Annotated in this window: 17 protein-coding genes and 1 tRNA gene; 8 read left to right on the plus strand and 10 right to left on the minus strand. The window is 68.7% G+C overall.

The annotated features are described in order from the left end of the window. Nucleotides 1–86 precede the first annotated feature (86 nt). Nucleotides 87–587, minus strand: coding sequence for a hypothetical protein (locus ACIOJD_RS17755; protein WP_401914254.1), 501 nt, complete (start codon nucleotides 585–587; stop codon nucleotides 87–89). Nucleotides 588–887: 300 nt separating this feature from the next. Here ACIOJD_RS17755 and ACIOJD_RS17760 point away from each other — a divergent pair, with 300 nt between their 5' ends. After that, nucleotides 888–1,337 (plus strand): DNA-binding protein, encoded by a 450-nt coding sequence (locus ACIOJD_RS17760; protein ID WP_401914257.1) that lies wholly within the window; start codon nucleotides 888–890, stop codon nucleotides 1,335–1,337. Nucleotides 1,338–1,554: 217 nt separating this feature from the next. Here ACIOJD_RS17760 and ACIOJD_RS17765 read toward each other — a convergent pair whose 3' ends face one another. Continuing rightward, nucleotides 1,555–2,061, minus strand: a complete 507-nt coding sequence (locus tag ACIOJD_RS17765) for a DUF4232 domain-containing protein (protein WP_401914259.1) — start codon at nucleotides 2,059–2,061, stop codon at nucleotides 1,555–1,557. Between the two features lie 318 nt (nucleotides 2,062–2,379). Between ACIOJD_RS17765 and ACIOJD_RS17770 the strand changes: the two genes are divergently transcribed. Continuing rightward, nucleotides 2,380–3,180 (plus strand): SDR family NAD(P)-dependent oxidoreductase, encoded by an 801-nt coding sequence (locus ACIOJD_RS17770; protein WP_401914262.1) that lies wholly within the window; start codon nucleotides 2,380–2,382, stop codon nucleotides 3,178–3,180. A gap of 130 nt (nucleotides 3,181–3,310) precedes the next feature. On the opposite strand, the gene ACIOJD_RS17775 is transcribed toward ACIOJD_RS17770, so the two are convergent. Further along, the gene (locus ACIOJD_RS17775; protein ID WP_401914264.1) at nucleotides 3,311–3,703 is read right to left on the minus strand and encodes an ester cyclase; all 393 of its coding nucleotides are present in this window, start codon (nucleotides 3,701–3,703) and stop codon (nucleotides 3,311–3,313) included. Nucleotides 3,704–3,887: 184 nt separating this feature from the next. Here ACIOJD_RS17775 and ACIOJD_RS17780 point away from each other — a divergent pair, with 184 nt between their 5' ends. Further along, on the plus strand, nucleotides 3,888–4,493 hold the full coding sequence (locus ACIOJD_RS17780; protein WP_401914266.1) for a TetR/AcrR family transcriptional regulator: 606 nt from the start codon (nucleotides 3,888–3,890) through the stop codon (nucleotides 4,491–4,493). Nucleotides 4,494–4,739: 246 nt separating this feature from the next. On the opposite strand, the gene ACIOJD_RS17785 is transcribed toward ACIOJD_RS17780, so the two are convergent. The 6 genes from ACIOJD_RS17785 to sucC all read right to left on the minus strand — a co-directional run bounded on the left by ACIOJD_RS17785 (nucleotide 4,740) and on the right by sucC (nucleotide 10,503). Then, nucleotides 4,740–4,827, minus strand: a tRNA-Leu gene (locus ACIOJD_RS17785). A gap of 232 nt (nucleotides 4,828–5,059) precedes the next feature. Continuing rightward, nucleotides 5,060–5,938, minus strand: coding sequence for an SDR family NAD(P)-dependent oxidoreductase (locus ACIOJD_RS17790; protein ID WP_401914268.1), 879 nt, complete (start codon nucleotides 5,936–5,938; stop codon nucleotides 5,060–5,062). Nucleotides 5,939–6,061: 123 nt separating this feature from the next. After that, entirely contained in the window at nucleotides 6,062–6,640 is a 579-nt protein-coding gene (locus ACIOJD_RS17795; RefSeq protein WP_401914271.1) for a TetR/AcrR family transcriptional regulator, read from the minus strand. Between the two features lie 50 nt (nucleotides 6,641–6,690). Continuing rightward, nucleotides 6,691–8,235: an aldehyde dehydrogenase family protein gene (locus tag ACIOJD_RS17800; RefSeq protein ID WP_401914273.1), complete on the minus strand. Its 1,545-nt coding sequence runs from the start codon at nucleotides 8,233–8,235 to the stop codon at nucleotides 6,691–6,693. Nucleotides 8,236–8,339: 104 nt separating this feature from the next. Further along, nucleotides 8,340–9,242: a succinate--CoA ligase subunit alpha gene (gene sucD / locus ACIOJD_RS17805; RefSeq protein ID WP_401914274.1), complete on the minus strand. Its 903-nt coding sequence runs from the start codon at nucleotides 9,240–9,242 to the stop codon at nucleotides 8,340–8,342. 127 nt (nucleotides 9,243–9,369) lie between these two features. Continuing rightward, nucleotides 9,370–10,503, minus strand: a complete 1,134-nt coding sequence (gene sucC / locus ACIOJD_RS17810; protein WP_401914275.1) for an ADP-forming succinate--CoA ligase subunit beta — start codon at nucleotides 10,501–10,503, stop codon at nucleotides 9,370–9,372. A 163-nt stretch (nucleotides 10,504–10,666) separates the two neighbouring features. Here sucC and ACIOJD_RS17815 point away from each other — a divergent pair, with 163 nt between their 5' ends. The 5 genes from ACIOJD_RS17815 (at nucleotide 10,667) to ACIOJD_RS17835 (ending at nucleotide 18,795) form a co-directional block, all read left to right on the plus strand. Continuing rightward, nucleotides 10,667–12,349 carry a thiamine pyrophosphate-binding protein gene (locus tag ACIOJD_RS17815; RefSeq protein WP_401914277.1) on the plus strand — a complete coding sequence of 561 codons (1,683 nt, stop codon included), beginning with the start codon at nucleotides 10,667–10,669 and terminating at the stop codon, nucleotides 12,347–12,349. Nucleotides 12,350–12,361: 12 nt separating this feature from the next. Beyond that, entirely contained in the window at nucleotides 12,362–13,636 is a 1,275-nt protein-coding gene (gene frc / locus ACIOJD_RS17820) for a formyl-CoA transferase (RefSeq protein WP_401914279.1), read from the plus strand. A 104-nt stretch (nucleotides 13,637–13,740) separates the two neighbouring features. Then, a complete protein-coding gene (locus tag ACIOJD_RS17825) occupies nucleotides 13,741–15,849 on the plus strand; it encodes an acetate--CoA ligase family protein (RefSeq protein WP_401915489.1) in 2,109 nt (702 codons plus the stop codon). A 131-nt stretch (nucleotides 15,850–15,980) separates the two neighbouring features. Beyond that, complete coding sequence (locus tag ACIOJD_RS17830; RefSeq protein ID WP_401914280.1) at nucleotides 15,981–17,369, plus strand: OFA family MFS transporter; 1,389 nt, start codon at nucleotides 15,981–15,983, stop codon at nucleotides 17,367–17,369. A 1-nt stretch (nucleotide 17,370) separates the two neighbouring features. Beyond that, nucleotides 17,371–18,795 carry an OFA family MFS transporter gene (locus tag ACIOJD_RS17835; RefSeq protein ID WP_401914283.1) on the plus strand — a complete coding sequence of 475 codons (1,425 nt, stop codon included), beginning with the start codon at nucleotides 17,371–17,373 and terminating at the stop codon, nucleotides 18,793–18,795. A gap of 184 nt (nucleotides 18,796–18,979) precedes the next feature. Here the strand turns inward: ACIOJD_RS17835 and ACIOJD_RS17840 are convergent, their stop codons facing one another. Next, the gene (locus ACIOJD_RS17840) at nucleotides 18,980–20,032 is read right to left on the minus strand and encodes a sugar phosphate isomerase/epimerase family protein (RefSeq protein ID WP_401915492.1); all 1,053 of its coding nucleotides are present in this window, start codon (nucleotides 20,030–20,032) and stop codon (nucleotides 18,980–18,982) included. Nucleotides 20,033–20,064: the final 32 nt, after the last annotated feature.

Here is a 20,064-nt window from a genome sequence, read left to right on the forward strand (position 1 = left end):
TAGGAACAGCAGTACCACTCCCCCGTGCGGCACCGAGGGCGGTCCGGAACCGTCGGCGCCCGTGTACTCCTTGTCGGTCATACGCGTCACGCGGCGGAACCGGGTGCGGAGGCTCGCCGCGTGCGGTCCCGCCGGGCGATGGCCTCGGCGGCCTCTTGGATGGCGCCACGAAGAAGGTCACCGTAGGGATCCCGAGGAAGGCTGGGGGCATGCGCTGTGGCCGCGTCGATGTGCTCGGTCGCGGCTTCGAAGGAGCCGAGCCGGCGGTAGTTGTCGGCAAGGTTGAGGTGCAGGGAGGGGTAGAAGCCGGCGATGTGGAGGCCGGCATGGTGCTCCTGGACGCGCTGATCGGTGACGGCGTCGGCAGCGTCCAGTGCGCGGACGTCCCAGGCGAGGGCCTGGGCGGGATCTTCGTGGAGGTCCGCCAGGTAGTGAGCGAGAGAGCAGCGGTGCAGCGGGTCGCCGGTGACACCGGTCGCGTGCCACAGGCTCAGCAGTTTCCGGCGGGCGGAAGCGCCGTCACCGGCTCGGCCTTCGGTGACGGCTTGACCGATGGCTTCCATGGTCGGGTCGGGGGCGGTGGTCATGGAGTGTTCCTCGTCGTCTTTCTCAGCGCGGAATGTGGCACCTCGCCATCATTGAGCTTCAGCCAACCCGAAGGTCAAGAAAGGCCGACGCCGACGAGCATCGCCACCCACCTCATGGCCAGGACCAGCCACCGCGCCTCCAGCGCTCGGAGAGGATGTCACCGCATATCCAACCGTCACGACGAGGACTCCGCCGGCCGGTTCAGCAAGGGAGCACCGAGCGCGTGAAGCGACAGCAAGTGAACAAGTTGTTCACAACGCTCAGTTGACATCAAGTCATGCGCATCTCATCCTCGTATCATGCCGTCGACTCCTGATCAGCACACCGATCCCTTCACACCTCCGCAGCCGGAACAGGCGCGAGCACACCGCGTCCATGCGTCCCTTTTCCGCATCGCCGAGCGACACGCGACCACCGAAAAACAACGCCGACGACAGGTCCATCCTTCGACCATCGGGCCGCACGAGGCAGTCAGGCTGGTGTCGTTCCTGCTCAGCGGAGCGGCACAGCCCGAGGACGGCGAACCGGAGGTGGACCACGCCGATATCACCGCTGCGTTGAGCCTTGTCCCACTGGTTCGCGGGGAGATGGACGAACTGGAAGCCGGACTCCTCCAGATGGCCCGGGGCCGCGAAATGACCTGGCAGGAGATCGCTTTCGGACTCGGGCTCGGCACTCCGCAGGCCGCCAGGCAGCGATACGAACGACTGGCCGGCCGCGTCACAGCCGAGGTGGACGGCTCGGAGTAGAAGGACCTCCCCCTGATTCCCTCGCCAGTTGGAGGCCGGGCCCTCCTCTCCGATCGTTGGCACCACGCTAAAAACCTGGTGGCGGGGGGGGGGGGGGGGGGGGGGGGGCCCGCCCCCCCCCCCCGCCCCCCCCCCCCCCCCCCGGGGGGGGCGGCGCCCCCCCCCCCCCCCCCCCCCCCCCCCCCCCCCCCCCCCCCCACCAGGGTGTGAAAGGAGGTCAGGCGCCGCTCTGGACAGGACCGATGAGGGTGCCGGTGGCCACGTTGAGCGTGCCCTCGGCGAAAGACGTGCCGGGGATCTGCCCGCCCGGAGCCTGGAGCGTGAACGATGCCTCGTTCGCGCGGGTACCGCGCCCACTGTTCGGAACCTGGATGTCGAAGTGCACCGGCTTGCCCGGCCCGAAGGTCACCACGGTCTCCTGGCCGCCGTAGCGGCCGGCGGTGACCCCGCTGTCCGAGCCGTTGTTCGTGAACCGCACGTCGGTCGGTGAACCGGCCAGCTCACACGGCTCGTACCCGCGCGGCGCGGTCAGGGTGACGCGGTAGTGACGGTGCCCCGCGCTGTTGGGTGCCTCGGTGATCTTCGCGGTGTGGTTGGCCGGACGGCAGGCGGAGGGGGCAACGCTCCCGCCCGTTGCCGGCGAAGCCTGCGCGACTCCCGCACCAGCGGCGCCGGCCAGCACAGCGGCGGCGAGGGTGACGGCAGTCTTCCGGTTGGTACGCATCATAAAAGCTCCTTGCCTTGCTCAATGGCCCTGCGGGTGTTGGCCGTCAGAACCATGGTCAGCGCCATTCCTGCCCGCATGCCCTCGCGGAAAATGTCTCAGGACGGCCACAGCCCGGTCCGAGCGCTCCCCCCTGCCGGGCCGCCGCCCGCGGGCGGCATGACCGGCATCGCCGACGCGACAACTTACGTACCGCCCGGAATATAAGTCGCGGGGTCGAGGTTCGCTCCCATGACAGCCGCCGCGACGAGAGCGCGGGAGGGCGTCGCACGTCATCAGCACCCAGCACCGCCCGATCCGGGGCGAGAGAAGGGCATCATGTCTGACACCGACCTGCGCGACACCGAAGCGCTCGACGCCCGTGAGTCCGATGGCATCGCCGTTGTCACCGGCGCCAGCCGTGGCATCGGGGCGGCCATCGCCAGCCGTCTCGGCGCCGACGGGTACACCGTCGCGGTTCACTACCGCCAGGACTCGGCCGCCGCGGCCGATGTCGTCGAGAAGATCACCGCGGCCGGCGGCACGGCGTTCTCCTTCGCCGCCGACCTGGCCGCACCCGACACCGGCACCGCGTTCTGGACGGCCTACCACGCGGCCGCGGGCTCGCTGCGCGACGCGCCCGTACGGGTGCTGGTGAACAACGCCGCGATCGCCCTGCACGGTTCCATCGAGGAGTTCAGCGCCGAGGACTTCATCCTCCAGCAGCAGATCAACGCCACCGCACCGTTCCTGATCATCAAGGCCGCTCTGCCGCGCCTGGCCGACGGCGGACGCATCGTGAACATCTCCTCAGGCACGTCCCGCGTCGCCTTCCCCGATCTCATCGGCTACACCATGACAAAGGGAGCCATCGACGCCCTCACACTGCCCCTCGCCCAGCACCTCGGCCCCCGCGGCATCACTGTCAACACCGTCGTCCCCGCCACCATCGACACCGACATGAACGCGTCCTGGTTGCGCGGCAACTCCGAACTCATCGCCACGATCGCCGCACAGAACGCCCTCGGCCGCATCGGCGAACCCGCCGACGTCGCCGACGTAGTCGGACTTCTCGCCTCCCACGACGCCCGGTGGATCACGGGCCAGCTCATCGACGCAACCGGCGGCTTCCGCCTGTAGGCGGTATCCCTCCGGGGATACCGGAGACATCCGAGTCGCGACATGGTCGACACACAACGAGAGCCCGGCCGGTGGCCGGGCTCTCGGAGGCGCGGTGGCTTCAGTCGCAGGCGAGGGTCGCTTCCGGAGGTCAGATGCCGAGTTGTCGCTGTACGGCCTGGGCGTCGATCAGGTAGTTCATCTCGTAGAAGCGTCCGTCACGCACCTTGTGGAAGGAGTACTCGGCGTACTCGATCGTTTCGCCGGTCGGAGCGACACCGAACCACTCCTTCGCGGGGGTGCCCTTGTTGAACAGACGGGCTGCGACGCGGTCACCGTCGGTGGCCACGTCCCGTACCCGCCAGGTGAAGTCCGGCACCGCGTCGCCGTGCCCCTTCAGCTCCGCGATGACGTCGTCCCGCGTGACCGGCCGGCCGTTCTCGGTGAGCTCGTCATGAATGAACTCGTTCATCCGGTCGAACTCATGGGCGTTGAGCGCCTCGATGTAACGCTCGAAGACTTCGCGTACTTCCTTCTCGGACATGCTGGCCTCCCTGCCGCCCCCGACCCGCGGGGCGTGTATTCGGACGATGATCGAACTGTGACGACGCCCTTCCATGAACTCGCCGTGGTGACTGCCGTCGTGGGCAGGAACCGAGAGTACAAGCTTTCTGTTCCGATCGGTATAGAAGTCGTGCCGGATCGTCACTCGGGAGTACGCTGCACACATGGCTGGTTCGCGGAGCGCCGTTATCGGTCGGCCTCGAGAGTTCGATATCGACGAGGCGCTCGAGCGCGCCATGCAGGTGTTCTGGGAACGGGGATACGAGGGGGTCAGCCTCACCGATCTGACCAAGGCCATGGGCATCACGAAGCCAAGCCTGTACGCGGCCTTCGGCAACAAAGAGAAGCTGTTCCGCAAAGCTCTGGAGCGCTACACCGAGGGTCCGGCCGACTACGGGACGCGCGCCCTGGAGGAGCCGACCGCGCGAGGCGTGGCCGAGGCGATTCTCCACGGAGCGGTTCGGACCACGACGCACCCCGAAGGCCCTGCGGGATGCCTGGTCGTGCAGGGCGCGCTGGCGTCGAGCGATGCGGGGCGGCCCGCGCACGACATGCTGGCCGAGTGGCGGAACGATTCGGGTCTACGCCTCGAGGAACGATTCCAGCGGGCTGTCGACGAGGGCGATCTTCCGCGCGACGCCGACCCGCGACAGCTCGCCCGATATGTCATGACGGTGTCGTTCGGCATCGCCGTCCAGGCCGCCGGCGGCCTCGGCCGCGACGAACTCCAGGACATCGCCGACATGGCACTGGAGCGCTGGCTGCGGTAGCAGGCGTGCGGCGGACCCGCACGGGGCGGACAACAGCGGCCTGGAGGTATTGGCCATTTCTTGATGCCCTTCTTCGTACGGTGCTTGGCCGGGCAGCCACGAGGTATCCGCCTGTTCGCGTCCTGCCGGGCTCGTCAGCTGCCCCTTGCCGAACAAGATCCCGAACATACGAAAGAACTCCCAGCCCGGACGAGTCCGTGCTGGGAGTTCCGTGAAACCAACCTGGGTATTCGAGTGAACTACCCCTGGTGTCCGAGGGGGGACTTGAACCCCCACGCCCGATAAAGGGCACTAGCACCTCAAGCTAGCGCGTCTGCCATTCCGCCACCCGGACGAGCGGTCGAACCGCGGTGGTGTGCTCGCGGCGACAGAGACAACAATACCAGGGGATCAGAGCTGCCCTCACCCACATATCCGGTGGTCAGCGGTCCGCAGACAAAGCCTTCGACGCCCCCTGGACCGCCCTGCGACCCGCATCGACGTGTCGCGCACGGACCGTCACGCAGCGTGTGGACGATGGTGGCAAACGGATGGATCCGGGCAGTGCCGGCCCCCTCCGGGTGCGCTCACGTCGTCGTGAGTGGTGCCCACTGGCGGCTGAGCGCGAGGACGTCGCGCACCACCTGCGGGCTGACGCTCCGGCGTGAGGGCGTCGCGGGGCGGGCGTCGGGGCCGATGAGCAGGCCCGTCTTCCCTTCCAGCGAGGCCTCGGTCGCGACGAAGAGGGAGGGCCGCGCGGCTGTCGCGGCGGGGCCGGAGGTGGCGCGTTCGAAGGTGCGGCGGACGAGCGGCCACAGCAGGCGCAGCCCCGGCGAGACGATCGTGGGCGAGCGCATGGTCCGGTCGGTCATCGTGGTCGCGGCGCCGCCGGGGTCGGCGGCGAAGACCGAGACACCGGTGCCGCGGAGCCGCTCCGCCAGGTGGAACGTGTAGGCGAGATGGGCGAGTTCGGCTCGGCCATACCAATGGAAGCCGTAGTACCCGCCCGGCGGCTCGACAGCGTCGAAGCTGCGCTTGGCGGCCCGGATGGCGCTGGAGCTCACGTTCACGATCCGGCTCCGGTCCGCCGCCCGGAGCGTCTCCAGGAGCAGCTCGGTGAGCAGGTAGGGCGAGATGTGGTTGACCGCGAACGTCGCTTCGATGCCGTCGACGGTCCGCTGCCGTTGCTCGTACATCGCGCCGACGTTGTTCACCAGGACGGCGAGCGGCCCCGCCGCCGCCAGTCGTGCGGCCAGCGCCCGGGTCTCGCCGAGTGAGGAGAGGTCGGCCTGCGCGAAGACCGGGTTCCCCGCGGTGGCCACGGCGGCGATCCGCTCGACGGCCGCCGCGCCGCGCTCGGCATTGCGGCCGACCACCGTGACGGCGTAGCCGGCCGCGGCCAGCCCCAGCGCTGTCTCCAGGCCGATGCCTCCGGTCCCCGCTGTCACTACGGCCCGCTTTTCCATGGCCCCGCCCTCCATCACCCGCAAACGGATAACTATCCGATTCTCGTCGGGCAGCACACCAACACAAGCGGATACCTATCCACTTACGGGTGATGTCGTACGACGGCGCCGCCGAAACGACCGTCAGAGCGGGGGACGCAGGCCCTGGAGAAGGATGTCGAGGTACATCTCGGCGCGCCCCGGGCCGCCGTCTCCGGTGCGCACCGCGTGCTGGATGCCGCAGAGCAGCCTTCGTACGTCGTCGGCCTCGACGTCGCTCCGGATCACGCCGGTGCGGCGGGCGCGTCCGAGCAACTCTTCGACCGCGCCGTCCAGTTCGGACTTCATCTCCGAGGTCTGTTCGGCGGCGTCCGTGGCGGATTCCAGTACGGCCGCGAAGCCGGGATCGTCCAGCGCCCGCTCCAGTGCGAACCGCAGCAGGCGATGCAGGCCCGCCAGGGCGTCCTCTTCGACCGCGGCGGCCTGCGCCTCCTCGACGAGTTCCCGGAACCGCTCCGCCGAGAGCGCTTCCACCAGCGCGTGCCGGTTGGGGAAATGGCGGTACACGGTCCCGATACCCAGTCCCGCGAGCCGGGCGAGGGCGTTCAGCTGGAGCGACTCGTCGCCGGCGGCGATCTGCTCGCGGGCGATCCGCAGCACCCGGGCGCGGTTGCGGGCAGCGTCCGCTCGCAGCCCGGTACTCCGGTCGGCTCTGGGGGTCACGCCCCCAGCATAGAGGCGCCTTCCGCACCGCCCACAGCGTCGGGCACCGCCTACGGCATCAGGTGGTAGTCCGGGAAGTTGCCCGGTGGGCGCTCCCCCGCCGGGCCGTCCGTCACCGCTCGTACGAGAAGCTCGCCGCCGACGAAGGCGCCTCGCCAGGAGTGGCCGAAGCCACCGAAGAGTTCATCGCGGTCACCGCGCGAACGCGGCTTTCCATGACCGGTCTTGAACGCGCGGATCTGGGGTGAGAGCCGGTCGTAGGTGTCGGGGTCGTCCGTGGAGAGGGTCGCGACGAGGGCGCCGTTCGAGGCGTTCATCGCGGCCAGCAGCTCCGCCTCCGTATCGACCAGGACGATCGTGTCGACCGGGCCGAAGGGTTCCGCGTAGTGGAGCGGGGAGGACGGCGGCGGGTTCAGCAGGGTTACGGGCGGGACATAGGCGCTCGTGTCCTGGTCCGGGAGGAAGGCCCCCTCGTCGAGCGTTCCCCGGTGGAGCGGGACGGCCCCGCGGCCGATCGCCTCGGAGACCTGGTCCTCCAGTTCCTTGGCCTTGGCCGCGTTGATGAGTGGACCGAAGTCCAGTTGCGGGAGGGGGTCGTCGGGGTGCTCGACCGCCAGCGGGTGGCCGATGCGCAGGGAGCGTACGGCGGGGAGGTACGCGGCGAGGAAGTCGGCGAAGAGCGAGCGCTGGACGACGAAACGCGGGTAGGCCGTGCACCGCTGCTTCCCGTAGTCGAACAGCTTGGGGATGACGGCGGTCAGGGCGGGCCAGTCGCTGTAGTTCCAGATGCCCCAGGTATTGAGGCCCTCCTGTTCGAGGATATGGCGTTTTCCCAGGTCAGCGACTGCTGTGGCGATTCTCGCGCCGGTGTCCCGGCCACCGACGAAGGAGACGCAGCCGATCTCCGGCGAGCGGACGAGCGCCTCGGAGAGGTCGCCGCCGCTGCCGCTGACGAGTGTCACCGGGATGCCCTCGCGGGCGGCGAGCGCGCAGGCCAGGGTCAGGCAGGCCACTCCGCCGTCGGTCGGGGCCTTGGCGATCACCGCGTTGCCGGCCAGGGCCTGCACGAGCATGGCGTGGACCAGGACCGACATGGGGTAGTTCCAGCTGGCGATGTTGGATACCGGTCCGGGCAGCGGGCTGCGGCCTTCCAGCATCGGTTCGATGCCGTCGACGTACCAGCGCACACCGTCGATCGCACGGTCGACGTCGGCGCGGGCGAGCCGCCACGGCTTGCCGATCTCCCAGACGAGGAGGAGGGCGAGCAGGTCGCGGTGTTCGGAGAGCGCGTCGAGGGTGGCCCCGACGCGGGCTTCGCGCTCCGGCAGCGGGACGTGCCGCCAGGCGCGGTGTTCGTCCAGGCCGGCGCGTACCGCCTGCTGGGCCGTGGCGGCGTCGAGGCGCGGCGGGCCCACGACGGGGGTGCCGTCGACCGGGCTGGTGGCGGCCAGGGACCGGCCGTCGGTCCGCCACGACGCTGCCCAGTGGTTGAGCACACGGTCGTCGCGGAAGGCCTCGGGCGCGACGGCGAGGCTGCGCTGCCAGGCGTCGGACCAGGCCGTGCCGGGTTTCACCATGGTGAGAGGGGGTGCCATTGAGGTCTCCGCTCTGCGGGGCGGGAGGTGCGTGGCTCGGCTCGCACACTGCCGGTGAGTCGTCGTCACTCGACGGCGTCACCTCGTGGTGGCACGCACCCCGTTCAATTATGGGTGAGGTCGCCTGCCGCCGCGAGGTGATCGAGTACCAGCCGCGCGGTCTCCGAAGGGGTCGAGCCGACCGCGATACCGGCCGCCTCCAGGGCCTTCCTCTTGGCCTCCGCCGTGCCGGACGAGCCGGAGACGATCGCGCCCGCGTGCCCCATGGTCCTGCCCTCGGGCGCGGTGAATCCGGCGATGTAGCCGATGACCGGCTTGGTGACGTGCGAAGCCGCGTAGGCCGCCGCGCGTTCCTCCGCGTCGCCGCCGATCTCTCCGATGAGTACGACGAGTTCCGTGTCCGGGTCGTCCTCGAAGGCGGCGAGGCAGTCGATGTGAGTGGTGCCCACGACGGGGTCTCCGCCGATGCCGACCGCCGACGAGAAGCCGATCTCCCGCAGCTCGTACATGAGTTGGTAGGTGAGGGTGCCGGACTTGGAGACAAGTCCGATCCGGCCGGGCTTGGCGGCGATGTCCGCCGGGATGATGCCCGCGTTGGACTGCCCGGGGCTGATCAGTCCTGGGCAGTTGGGGCCGATGATACGGGTGCCCCGCTTCCTGGCGTAGGCGTGGAAGACGACGGCGTCATGGACCGGGATGCCCTCCGTGATGACGACGGCGAGTCCGGCACCGGCGTCCGCGGCCTCGATGACGGCCGCCTTGGCGAACGGCGGCGGGACGAAGAGGACGGTGACGTCCGCGCCGGTCGCCGCCATGCCCTCCCCCACGGAACCGAAGACGGGTACGGAACGGTCGTCGAAGTCGACGGTACGGCCCGCCTTGCGCGGGTTGACGCCGCCGACGACATCGGTGCCGGCGGCGAGCATCCGCCGGGTGTGCTTCATGCCCTCGCCGCCGGTCATGCCCTGGACGAGGACCCTGCTCTCCTTGGTCAGGAAAATGGCCATGGTCTTCTTCTCCTTGATCCAGTCGATCCGGGTGAGCCAGCTGCTCCCTGCGAGTTCCTGGTCAGGTCGTCAACCTGCTCCAGGAACTCCAGCGCGAGCTGGGCAGCGCCTTCGTCTTCATCGCCGGTCATCCGGCGTTCGCGAGTACGGCGGCCCGCTTGGCCGCGCCGTCCATGGTGGTGACCTGCTCCACGAGCGGATGCGCGCGCTCCGCGAGGATCTCGCGGCCCCGCGCGGCGCTGTTGCCGTCCAGGCGCACCACGAGCGGTTTGGTCAACCGCACGGTTTCCAGGGCCTGGACGATGCCGTCGGCGACCGCGTCGCAGGCGGTGATCCCGCCGAAGACATTGACGAAGACGGACTTCACGGCCGGGTCGGAGAGGATGACGGACAGCCCGTCCGCCATCACCTGGGCGGACGCCCCTCCCCCGATGTCAAGGAAGTCGGCGGGGCGGGCGCCGCAGCCGGCGACCACGTCGAGGGTGGACATCACCAGGCCCGCGCCGTTGCCGATGACGCCGACCTCGCCGTCGAGCTTCACATAGTTCAGCCCCTTGGCCGCCGCGGTGGCCTCCAGTGGATCCGCGCCCGGTTCGGTTCCGCCGTTGTCCCAACGCCCGTTTCTGAAGCGGGCGTTGTCGTCAAGGGTCACTTTGCCGTCGAGGGCGAGAATCAGCCCCTCCGCGGTGCGTACGAGAGGGTTCACCTCGACCAGGAGCGCGTCCTCACGGATCAGTACCTGCCACAGTGCCCGAAGTACGGGCAGGGTGGGGGGCGGCAGCCCGGCCGCCGCCGCGATCTCGGCGGCCTTCGCCTCGGTGACGCCGTTCGCCGGATCGACGGGGATACGGGCCACCGCCTCCGGCCGGGTGGCCGCGACCTCCTCGATCTCCGTGCCGCCCTCGGCCGAGGCGATGGCGAGGAAGGCCCCGGCCGCGCGGTCGAGGACGTACGAGACGTAGAACTCGGCCTTGATGTCGACGGGTTGGGCGAGCATCACCTTCCGGACGGTGTGCCCCTTGATGTCCATGCCCAGGATATGACGCGCGGTCAGTTCCGCCGCCGCCGGATCGGCCGCGAGCCTCACCCCGCCCGCCTTGCCCCGGCCTCCGGTCCTCACCTGCGCCTTGACGACCACGCGGCCACCGAGCCGTTCGGCGGCGGACCGTGCCTCCCTGGCCAGCGCCACCACCTCGGCCTCCGGCACCGCGATGCCGTGCTCGGCGAAGAGTTGCCTTGCCTGGTGCTCGTACAGATCCATGCCGGCTCCCTTTTGACGGAAAGTGGCGCACGCCCCCTGGACACCATCCACTCGATGCGGGATAACAAGTTTCATACAGTATTCGTAGACTGTATGCAATGAACCTGTATGCAATATGCGGGAGGGCTCTCACCCTCCCCGACGAAGGGACAGGGACCTCCTCATGCCCGACGACAGCCAAGAACTCATCTCCGGTGGTCACCTCGTCGCCAAGGCGCTCAAAGCAGAGGGCGTCGAGGTCATCTACACCCTCTGCGGCGGCCACATCATCGACATCTACGACGGCTGCGTCGACGAAGGCATCGACGTCGTCGACGTACGTCATGAGCAGGTGGCCGCCCACGCCGCCGACGGCTACGCCCGTATCACCGGCAGGCCCGGCTGCGCCGTGGTGACCGCGGGCCCCGGCACGACGGACGCCGTCACCGGGGTCGCCAACGCCTTCCGCGCCGAGTCACCCATGCTGCTCATCGGCGGCCAAGGGGCCCATACCCAGCACAAGATGGGGTCCCTCCAGGACCTGCCGCATGTCGACATGATGACCCCCATCACCAAGTTCGCCGCCACCGTGCCGGACACGGCGCGCGCGGCCGACATGGTGTCGATGGCCTTCCGCGAGTGCTACCACGGCGCCCCCGGGCCCTCCTTCCTGGAGATCCCGCGCGATGTGCTGGACGCCAAGGTGCCGGTGGAGAAGGCCCGGGTCCCCGCGGCCGGCCACTACCGGGCCTCCACCCGCTCGGCCGGTGATCCCGAAGCCGTCGAGAAACTCGCCGACCTGCTCGTCCAGGCCGAGAAGCCGGCGATCCTGCTCGGCAGTCAGGTCTGGACGACGCGCGGGACGGACGCGGCGACCGAACTGGTGCGGACGCTGAACATCCCCGCGTACATGAACGGGGCGGGGCGCGGCACACTGCCGCCCGGCGACCCGCACCACTTCCAGCTGTCCCGGCGCTACGCCTTCTCCAACGCCGACCTCATCGTCATCGTCGGTACGCCCTTCGACTTCCGGATGGGCTACGGAAAGCGGCTCTCGCCAAACGCGACCGTCGTCCAGATCGACCTCGACTACCGCACGGTCGGCAAGAACCGGGACATCGACCTCGGCATCGTCGGTGACGCGGGACTCGTGCTCTCCTCGGTCACCCAGGCCGCGAGCGGCCGTGTCAACGGTGGTCCGGTCAAGCGCAAGGCGTGGCTGGACGAGCTGCGCGCGGCCGAACAGAGCGCGATCGAGAAGCGGTTGCCGAAGCTGAGGTCGGACGCCTCCCCCATCCACCCGTACCGGCTCGTCAGCGAGATCAACGAATTCCTCACCGAGGACTCGATCTACATCGGCGACGGCGGCGACATCGTCACCTTCTCCGGCCAGGTCGTCCAGCCCAAGTCGCCCGGCCACTGGATGGACCCGGGACCGCTCGGCACCCTCGGTGTCGGCATCCCCTTCGTCCTCGCCGCCAAGCAGGCACGGCCCGACAAGGAGGTGGTGGCGCTCTTCGGGGACGGCGCGTTCTCCCTGACGGGCTGGGACTTCGAGACGCTGGTGCGCTACAACCTGCCGTTCGTCGGCATCGTCGGCAACAACTCCTCGATGAACCAGATCCGTTACGGCCAGAAGGCCAAGTACGGCGACGAGCGCGAGCGCGTCGGCAACACCCTCGGCGACGTCCACTACGACAAGTTCGCCCAGATGCTGGGAGGTTACGGCGAAGAGGTCCGCGACCCGGCCGAGATCGCGCCCGCACTCCGGCGCGCCCGCGAGTCCGGGCTGCCGTCGCTGATCAACGTCTGGGTCGACCCCGACGCGTACGCCCCCGGAACCATGAACCAGACCATGTACAAGTGAAGGAGCCCTCCCATGACCCAGGCTCTTGAGAACCGGCGGTCCCCGCACGGCGGCGACACCCCCAAGGCCCTCACCGGGATACGGGTGCTGGACATGACGCACGTTCAGTCCGGGCCCTCCGCCACCCAGTTGCTCGGCTGGCTCGGCGCGGACGTGGTGAAGCTGGAGGCGCCGAGCGGCGACATCACCCGCAAGCAGCTGCGCGACCTCCCGGACGTGGACTCGCTGTACTTCACGATGCTCAACTGCAACAAGCGGTCCATCACCCTCAACACCAAGACCGAGCGCGGCAAGGAGATCCTCACCGAGCTCATCCGCCGCTCCGACGTCATGGTGGAGAACTTCGGCCCCGGGGCCGTCGACCGCATGGGATTCACCTGGGAGCGCATCCAGGAGATCAACCCCCGGATCGTCTACGCCTCCATCAAGGGCTTCGGCGAGGGCCCGTACACCAACTTCAAGGCGTACGAAGTCGTCGCGCAGGCCATGGGCGGCTCGATGTCCACGACCGGCTTCGAGAACGGGCCGCCGCTCGCCACCGGCGCGCAGATCGGCGACTCCGGCACCGGTATCCACGCCGTCGCCGGCATTCTCGCCGCGCTCTACCAGCGCGAGCACACCGGCCGTGGCCAGCGGGTCAATGTGGCGATGCAGCACGCCGTGCTCAATCTCTGCCGGGTGAAACTGCGTGACCAGCAGCGCCTGGCCCATGGTCCGCTCGCCGAGTACCCCAATGACGACTTCGGCGACGAGGTGCCGCGCAGCGGCAACGCGAGCGGCGGCGGACAGCCCGGCTGGGCCGTCAAGTGCGCGCCGGGCGGCCCCAACGACTATGTGTATGTGATCGTGCAGCCGGTGGGCTGGCGGCCGGTCACCGCGCTGATGGGCCGGCCCGAGCTGGCGGACGACCCCGAGTGGGCGACCCCGGAGGCGCGGCTGCCCAAGCTCGGCAAGATGTTCCAGCTCATCGAGGAGTGGACGGCCACCCTCCCCAAGTGGGAGGTGCTGGAGCAGCTCAACGCCCACAACATCCCGTGCGGTCCGATCCTCTCGACCAAGGAGATCATCGAGGACGGCTCGCTGGCGGCGAACGAGATGGTCGTCGAGGTCCCCCACCCCCAGCGCGGCTCGTTCACCACGGTCGGCAGCCCGCTGAAGCTCTCCGACTCCCCCGTGGATGTGGTCACTTCACCACTGCTCGGCGAACACAACACCGAGGTGTACGTGGGCGAACTGGGCCTGGGCGACGAGGAACTGCGCGCTCTCAAGACGAACGGAGTCATCTAGCAGTGGACATCACCGAACCGGCAGTGGACATCACAGAACCGGCGACGGGCATCACCGGACCGCCGGTCGACACCGCAGAACCCGGCGAACAACGCCGGCAGGCCGTGCGCGCCGTCCTGGACACCGCGCTCGCCGAGGGACGTACCGCACTGACCGGCCCCGAGGGCAAGGCCGTCACCGACGCCTACGCCATCCCCACCCCCGCCGAAGGGCTCGCCGAGTGCGCCGACGATGCCGTGGCGCTCGCCGACCGGATCGGTTTCCCGGTCGCGATGAAGATCGTCTCGCCCGAGATCCTGCACAAGACGGACGCGGGCGGCGTCCGGATCGGGCTCACGTCGGCCGCCGAGGTGCGCGGGGCGTTCACCGCGATCGTCGCCAACGCCAGGACGTATGATCCGACGGCGCGCATCCTCGGCGTCCAGGTCCAGCAGATGGTGCCGGACGGCACCGAGGTGCTGATCGGTACGGTCACCGACCCGACCTTCGGCAAGATCGTGGCCTTCGGGCTGGGCGGCATCCTGGTGGAAGTCCTCAAGGATGTGACCTTCCGGCTGGCCCCGGCCTCCAAGGACGACGCGCTGTCGATGCTCGACTCGATCCGCGCGGCGGAGATCCTGCGCGGGGTGCGCGGCGGCGCGGCCGTCGACCGGGACGCGCTCGCCGGGCTGGTGGTCAAGGTGTCGCGGCTCGCGGCCGACTTCCCCGAGATCGCCGAGGTCGACCTCAATCCGGTGTTCGCCTCGGAGCACGGGGTGATGGCCGCCGACGTGCGGATCCTGCTGACCGCCGAGGTTCCGGCGACCCGGCGTACGTACACCCGCGAGGAGATCCTGGTCTCGATGCGGCGGCTGATGAAGCCGCGTTCGGTGACCGTCATCGGCGCCTCCAACGAGCAGGGCAAGATCGGTAATTCGGTCATGCGGAACCTGATCGACGGTGGTTTCCCCGGCGACATCCACCCGGTGAATCCCAAAGCCGATGACATCCTCGGCCGCAAGGCGTACAAGAGCGTGATGGATGTTCCGGGCGAGCCCGATGTGGCGGTCTTCGCGATCCCCGCGAAGTTCGTGCCCGCGGCTCTGGAGGAGGTCGGCCGCAAGGGCATCCCCAACGCCGTACTGATCCCGTCCGGTTTCGCCGAGACCGGCGAACACGCGCTCCAGGCACGGATCGTGGCCATCGCGGAGGAGTACGGCGTACGGCTGCTGGGGCCGAACATCTACGGCTACTACTCCACCTGGCAGGACCTCTGCGCCACCTTCTGCACCCCGTACGACGTCAAGGGCGGTGTGGCGCTGACCTCGCAGTCCGGTGGTATCGGCATGGCGATCCTCGGCTTCGCCAGGACCACCAGGACAGGTGTCTCGGCCATCGTCGGGCTCGGCAACAAATCGGACCTGGACGAGGACGATCTGCTGACCTGGTTCGGCGAGGACCCCAACACCCGGTGCATCGCGATGCACTTGGAGGATCTGAAGGACGGCCGGGCCTTTGTGGAGGCGGCACGCGCGACCGTACCGAAGAAGCCGGTGGTGGTGCTGAAGGCCGGGCGTACGGCGGCCGGTGCCAGGGCGGCCGGTTCGCACACCGGCGCGCTCGCCGGGGACGACGCGGTGTACGGCGACATCCTGCGGCAGGCCGGGGTGATCCGGGCGCCGGGTCTGAACGAGATGCTGGAGTACGCGCGGGCGCTGCCCGTGCTTCCCACCCCACAGGGTGACAACGTAGTCATCATCACGGGCGCGGGCGGCTCGGGCGTACTGCTGTCGGACGCCATCGTCGACAACGGACTGTCGCTGATGGAGATCCCGCCGGATCTGGACGAGTCGTTCCGGGCGTTCATCCCGCCGTTCGGCGCGGCCGGCAATCCGGTGGACATCACCGGAGGTGAGCCTCCGTCCACCTACGAGGCGACGATCAGGCTGGGCCTGGAGGATCCACGGATCCACGCGCTGGTCCTGGGCTACTGGCACACCATCGTCACCCCGCCCATGGTCTTCGCCGAACTGACGGCGCGGGTCGTGGCCGAGTTCCGCGAGCGGGGCATCCGGAAGCCGGTCGTGGCATCGCTCGCGGGCGATGTCGAGGTCGAGGAGGCGTGCCAGTACCTCTTCGAGCACGGTGTCGTGGCGTACCCGTACACCACGGAGAAGCCGGTCGCGGTGCTCGGTGCGAAGTACGAGTGGGCGCGGGCGGCGGGGCTGCTATGACGTTCAGTCACTTTCTTTCTTCACACACTCGTTTGGGAGGGCGACTGATGACCTGACCCACTCGCGCGAGCACGAAGGTTTTGGACAGGGGGCGCTGGCCAGTTCTTTCGATGCAAGGGGTGCGAGACCACATGACCACTACTCAGCTCAAGCGCTCCGTCCCCTTCAAAGAGGTGACGGACCGCAACGGCCGCGTGTACCGGATCGGCGAGAAGGACCGGGACATCATGGGCCGGCCGCGATGGACGATGGTGCTCTTCCCCTGGATGGGCATGCTCGGCATCAGTTCGTCGGAGTACGCGTTCACCTCGGCGGAGGACACTCTGCACGAGGCTCATCTCTGGAACAGCGGACACATATTCTGGCTGATGGGCGTCTGGGTGTTCTTCCAGGCGGCCGTCGCCTTTCCCGCCGGGCAACTCCGGGAGAGCGGCAGGCTGCCCGCCCGTTACGCGATGCTGCTCGGCGCGCTGGGCACCCTGCTCGGCTATGTCTCCCTCGCCTACGCGCCGCATGTGATCGTGGCGTATCTCGGCTTCGGGATGTTCAGCGGTATCGGCGCCGGACTCGTCTATGCCACCTGCGTGAACATGGTCGGCAAGTGGTATCCGGAGCGCAAGGGAGGCAAGACCGGCCTCGTCAACGGCGGTTTCGCCTATGGCTCCGTGCCCTTCGTCTTCCTCTTCACCTCGTACATGGACCTGAGCAACTACCAGAGCGTGCTGGTGCTCGTCGGTGTGATCTGCTGCCTCGTCGTGGCGAGCGCCGGCTGGTTCTTCAAGGACCCGCCGAAGTACTGGTGGCCGGAGGGCGCCGACCCGCTCAAGACGTCGCGGGACCCGAGGATCCGGCGTGCGCTGGCGAAGAACCCGCCGGCGGTGAAGCAGTACACACCGAGGGAGGCGGCACGCACACCGGTGCTGTGGATGATGTGGTTCTGCCTGCTCTGCACCGCCGGGATCAATATCTTCGGCATCGCGTTCCAGGTTCCCTTCGGCAAGGACATGGGTTTCACGGGCGGGATCGTGGCCACCGCGATGTCGCTCAAGGCGATCGTGAACGGTACGGGGCGCGGAGTCATCGGCTGGATCTCCGACCGCTACGGCCGCCGCAACACGCTGATCTTCGTCTGCCTGATCCTGGGCAGCGCGCAGTTCGGCGTGCTGATATCCGGCTCGATGGGCAGCATGCCGTTCTTCCTCTTCTGCTCGATGGTCTCCGGCTTCGGCGGCGGTGCGATCTTCCCGCTGTTCGCGGCGATGACGGCGGACTACTTCGGGGAGAACAACAACGCCTCCAACTACGGCATGGTCTACAGCTCCAAGCTCGTCTCCGGCCTGGTCGGCTCCGGTATGGGAGCCGTCGTGGTGGGCGCCTGGGACTACCAGGGCGCGTTCGTCATCGCCGGCAGCATCGGCATCGCCTCCGCCTTACTGGCCCTGTTCCTGAAGGCGCCGGGACGGCCGGACATCAAGAAGATCCAACCCAACCCCCATCCGATCGGCCGGGAGATCACCTGAAATGACAGCGGAACCTCTTTCTCCTGCGTCCGTGCCGGCCTCGGCCGGTCCGGACTACCACGAGATCACCGACGCCCATGGCCGGATCTACCGGGTCGGCGAGTCCGACCGGCAGATCCTCGGCCTCCCCCGCTGGACGATGGTGGCGCTGCCCTGGCTCGCCATGCTCGCCATCAGTGTGTTCGAGTACGCCTTCGGGGCCGCGGAAGAAACCCTGTCCAAAGCCCATCACTGGACCTCGACGAACACGTTCTGGGTCCTCAGCGTCTGGATCTTCTTCCAGGCGGCCGTGTCCTTCCCCGCCGGGCGGCTGCGGGAGAAAGGAATCCTGAGCAGCAGGGCGGCCATGCTCATCGGCTCGTTCTTCTCGCTGCTGGGCTTCGTCAGTCTCAGTCACGCGCCGGACATCTGGTTCGCGCTGGCCGGTTTCGGACTGCTCGGCGGGCTCGGCTCCGGCCTGATCTACTCGACGTGCGTGAACATGGTCGGCAAGTGGTACCCGGAGCGCAGGGGCGGCAAGACCGGCTTCGTCAACGGTGCGTTCGCCTATGGCGCGGTGCCGTTCATCTTCCTGTTCACGTACGGCTTCGACACCTCCAACTACCACTCCGTACTGGACCTCGTCGGCGTCTACGTCCTGGTGCTGACCCTGGTCTCGGGGCTGTTCTTCAAGGATCCGCCGAAGAACTGGTGGCCGCAGGAAGTGGATCCGCTGGGGCGCGGCTCGGACACCAAGTCGTCGGCCGCTCTCGCCAAGAACCCTCCGGCGGTACGGCAGTACACGCCGCAGGAGGCGTTACGGACCGGAGTCGTCCCGCTGATGTGGCTGTGCATGCTGTGCTGCGCGGGCGTCTCCATCTTCGGTATCTCGTTCCAGGTGCCGTTCGCGAAGGAGATGGGCTTCGGCCCGCTCATCGCGGCGTCGTCGATGGGCGTGATGTCGGTGATCAACGGCACCGGGCGCGGTGTGGTCGGCTGGCTGTCGGACAAGCTGGGACGGCAGCGGACCCTCACGTATGTCTGTCTGGTGCTGGCCGTGGCGCAGTTCGGTGTGCTGACGGCGGGTGAGATGCGCAACCAGACGCTGTTCCTGGTCTTCGCGTTCCTGTCCGGCTTCGGCGGCGGCGCGTTCTACCCGCTGTTCGCGGCGTTGACACCCGACTACTTCGGGGAGAACAACAACGCCTCCAACTACGGCATGGTCTACAGCGCGAAGCTGGTCAGCGGCTTGTTCGGTGGCGGGATGGGCGCGGTCGTGGTGGCGTCGTGGGGCTATGTCGGCGCGTATGTGGCGTCGGGTGTGGTCTCGCTGGTCGCGGCGGGGATCTCGCTCATACTGCGTCGGCCGGGCGATCCGGCGGGCGGGCGCGGCGTGGTTTCGGCGCCCTGGAAGCGGGCCGGGCATTCCGGCGGGGCTCCTGCCTGACTCATGGCCACAGTCTGACCCGTACGGACGGATGGCCCTCCCCGCGGCTTTCATGAGCCGCGCGGAGGGCCGCCGTCGTGATGCTGCGCGATCCGTCGCGTCTGTCGCGTGGTGTGCCCGAGTCTTCGGCGCCCGAGTCGTCGGCGCCCGGGTTGTCGGCGCCCGGGTTGTCGGCGCCGGGGCGTCAGCGCCTTTCGCGCAGCGAGTGCAGGTGCGCCGACGACTTGCGGGCGAAGGCCAGGGAGTCCACCGGCAGGTCGTGCTCCACCTGCCAGTGGTGGTCGCGGCGCCCGCCGTGGGTCTTGTTCACCGCCGAGATGAAACGCTTGTAGTCGATGTCGCCGTCACCGACGTCGACCATCCGGTAGCCGTCGTGGGCGGCTATGTCCTCGATGCCGTCCTTGACGTGGAACAGCGGATAGCGGTGGGGCTGCTTGAGTACGTAGCGCAGTGGGTCGAAGGGGGCGGGCTTGCCCTCGGGGGTCTTGCTGAAGCGGAACTGCCCGGCGAACGCCCAGTAGATGTCCATCTCCAGATAGACCAGTTCGGGGTCGGTCTCGGCCAGCAGGACGTCGTAGAGGCGGACGTCCGGCCGGTCGGTGGCGAAGGAGAACTCCTCCGCGTGGTTGTGCTGGTAGAACTTCATGCCGCGCCGTTTGGCGGCGGCGCCATAGGTGTTGAAGTCCGCGGCGGCCCGCTTCCAGGCGTCCACGGTGGTCCCGTAGCGGAACGGGCCCGAGGCGGTCCCCACATGGTCCAGGCCGAGCGCCTGGGCGTCGTCCAGGACCTTGGTGAGGTTCTGGGCGAAGCTGTAGGCGTTGGGGTTGTTGTCGTCGTAATAGCCGACGTGGCTGCCGATGGCCTTCAGGCCGTGGTCCCTGGCCAGCCTCTTGAGCTGGGGCAGCGTGATCGCCCCGGCGGCGCCCTGGGTGTAGCCGGCGTACTCGATCTCGTCGTAGCCGAAGCGCTCCAGCTCGTCGAAGACCTTCGCGAAGCCGATCGTGGAGACCTTGTCGCGCAGCGAGTAGAGCTGGACGCCCAGGCGGCCGGGCGGCAGGACGGGCTGTCCCTTGCCGTGACCATGTCCGTGACCGTGGCCCTTGTCCTGGGCGGCGGCAGGGGTGAGCGCCGAGGCGCCGAGGACGGCGGCGGCTCCGGCCCCGGCGGCGACACCGAGCATGCCGCGTCTGCTGAGCTGGTGCGCGAGTTCGGGATCGGCGGGCTTCTTGCGGCTCATGGAACTCATTGCGGAACTCCTTGTGTCGTGTG

Source organism: Streptomyces sp. NPDC088116 (genome assembly GCF_044741745.1).
Lineage (GTDB): Bacteria > Actinomycetota > Actinomycetes > Streptomycetales > Streptomycetaceae > Streptomyces.

Coding starts and splice junctions, on each gene's coding strand:
- sucD (WP_401914274.1), bottom strand. CDS start 9,242: ATGGCCATTTTCCTGACCAAGGAGAGCAGGGTCCTCGTCCAGGGCATG.
- ACIOJD_RS17830 (WP_401914280.1), top strand. CDS start 15,981: ATGACCACTACTCAGCTCAAGCGCTCCGTCCCCTTCAAAGAGGTGACG.
- ACIOJD_RS17840 (WP_401915492.1), bottom strand. CDS start 20,032: ATGAGCCGCAAGAAGCCCGCCGATCCCGAACTCGCGCACCAGCTCAGC.
- ACIOJD_RS17765 (WP_401914259.1), bottom strand. CDS start 2,061: ATGCGTACCAACCGGAAGACTGCCGTCACCCTCGCCGCCGCTGTGCTG.
- ACIOJD_RS17770 (WP_401914262.1), top strand. CDS start 2,380: ATGTCTGACACCGACCTGCGCGACACCGAAGCGCTCGACGCCCGTGAG.
- ACIOJD_RS17775 (WP_401914264.1), bottom strand. CDS start 3,703: ATGTCCGAGAAGGAAGTACGCGAAGTCTTCGAGCGTTACATCGAGGCG.
- ACIOJD_RS17760 (WP_401914257.1), top strand. CDS start 888: ATGCCGTCGACTCCTGATCAGCACACCGATCCCTTCACACCTCCGCAG.
- sucC (WP_401914275.1), bottom strand. CDS start 10,503: ATGGATCTGTACGAGCACCAGGCAAGGCAACTCTTCGCCGAGCACGGC.
- ACIOJD_RS17790 (WP_401914268.1), bottom strand. CDS start 5,938: ATGGAAAAGCGGGCCGTAGTGACAGCGGGGACCGGAGGCATCGGCCTG.
- ACIOJD_RS17755 (WP_401914254.1), bottom strand. CDS start 587: ATGACCACCGCCCCCGACCCGACCATGGAAGCCATCGGTCAAGCCGTC.
- frc (WP_401914279.1), top strand. CDS start 12,362: ATGACCCAGGCTCTTGAGAACCGGCGGTCCCCGCACGGCGGCGACACC.
- ACIOJD_RS17780 (WP_401914266.1), top strand. CDS start 3,888: ATGGCTGGTTCGCGGAGCGCCGTTATCGGTCGGCCTCGAGAGTTCGAT.
- ACIOJD_RS17815 (WP_401914277.1), top strand. CDS start 10,667: ATGCCCGACGACAGCCAAGAACTCATCTCCGGTGGTCACCTCGTCGCC.
- ACIOJD_RS17835 (WP_401914283.1), top strand. CDS start 17,371: ATGACAGCGGAACCTCTTTCTCCTGCGTCCGTGCCGGCCTCGGCCGGT.
- ACIOJD_RS17800 (WP_401914273.1), bottom strand. CDS start 8,235: ATGGCACCCCCTCTCACCATGGTGAAACCCGGCACGGCCTGGTCCGAC.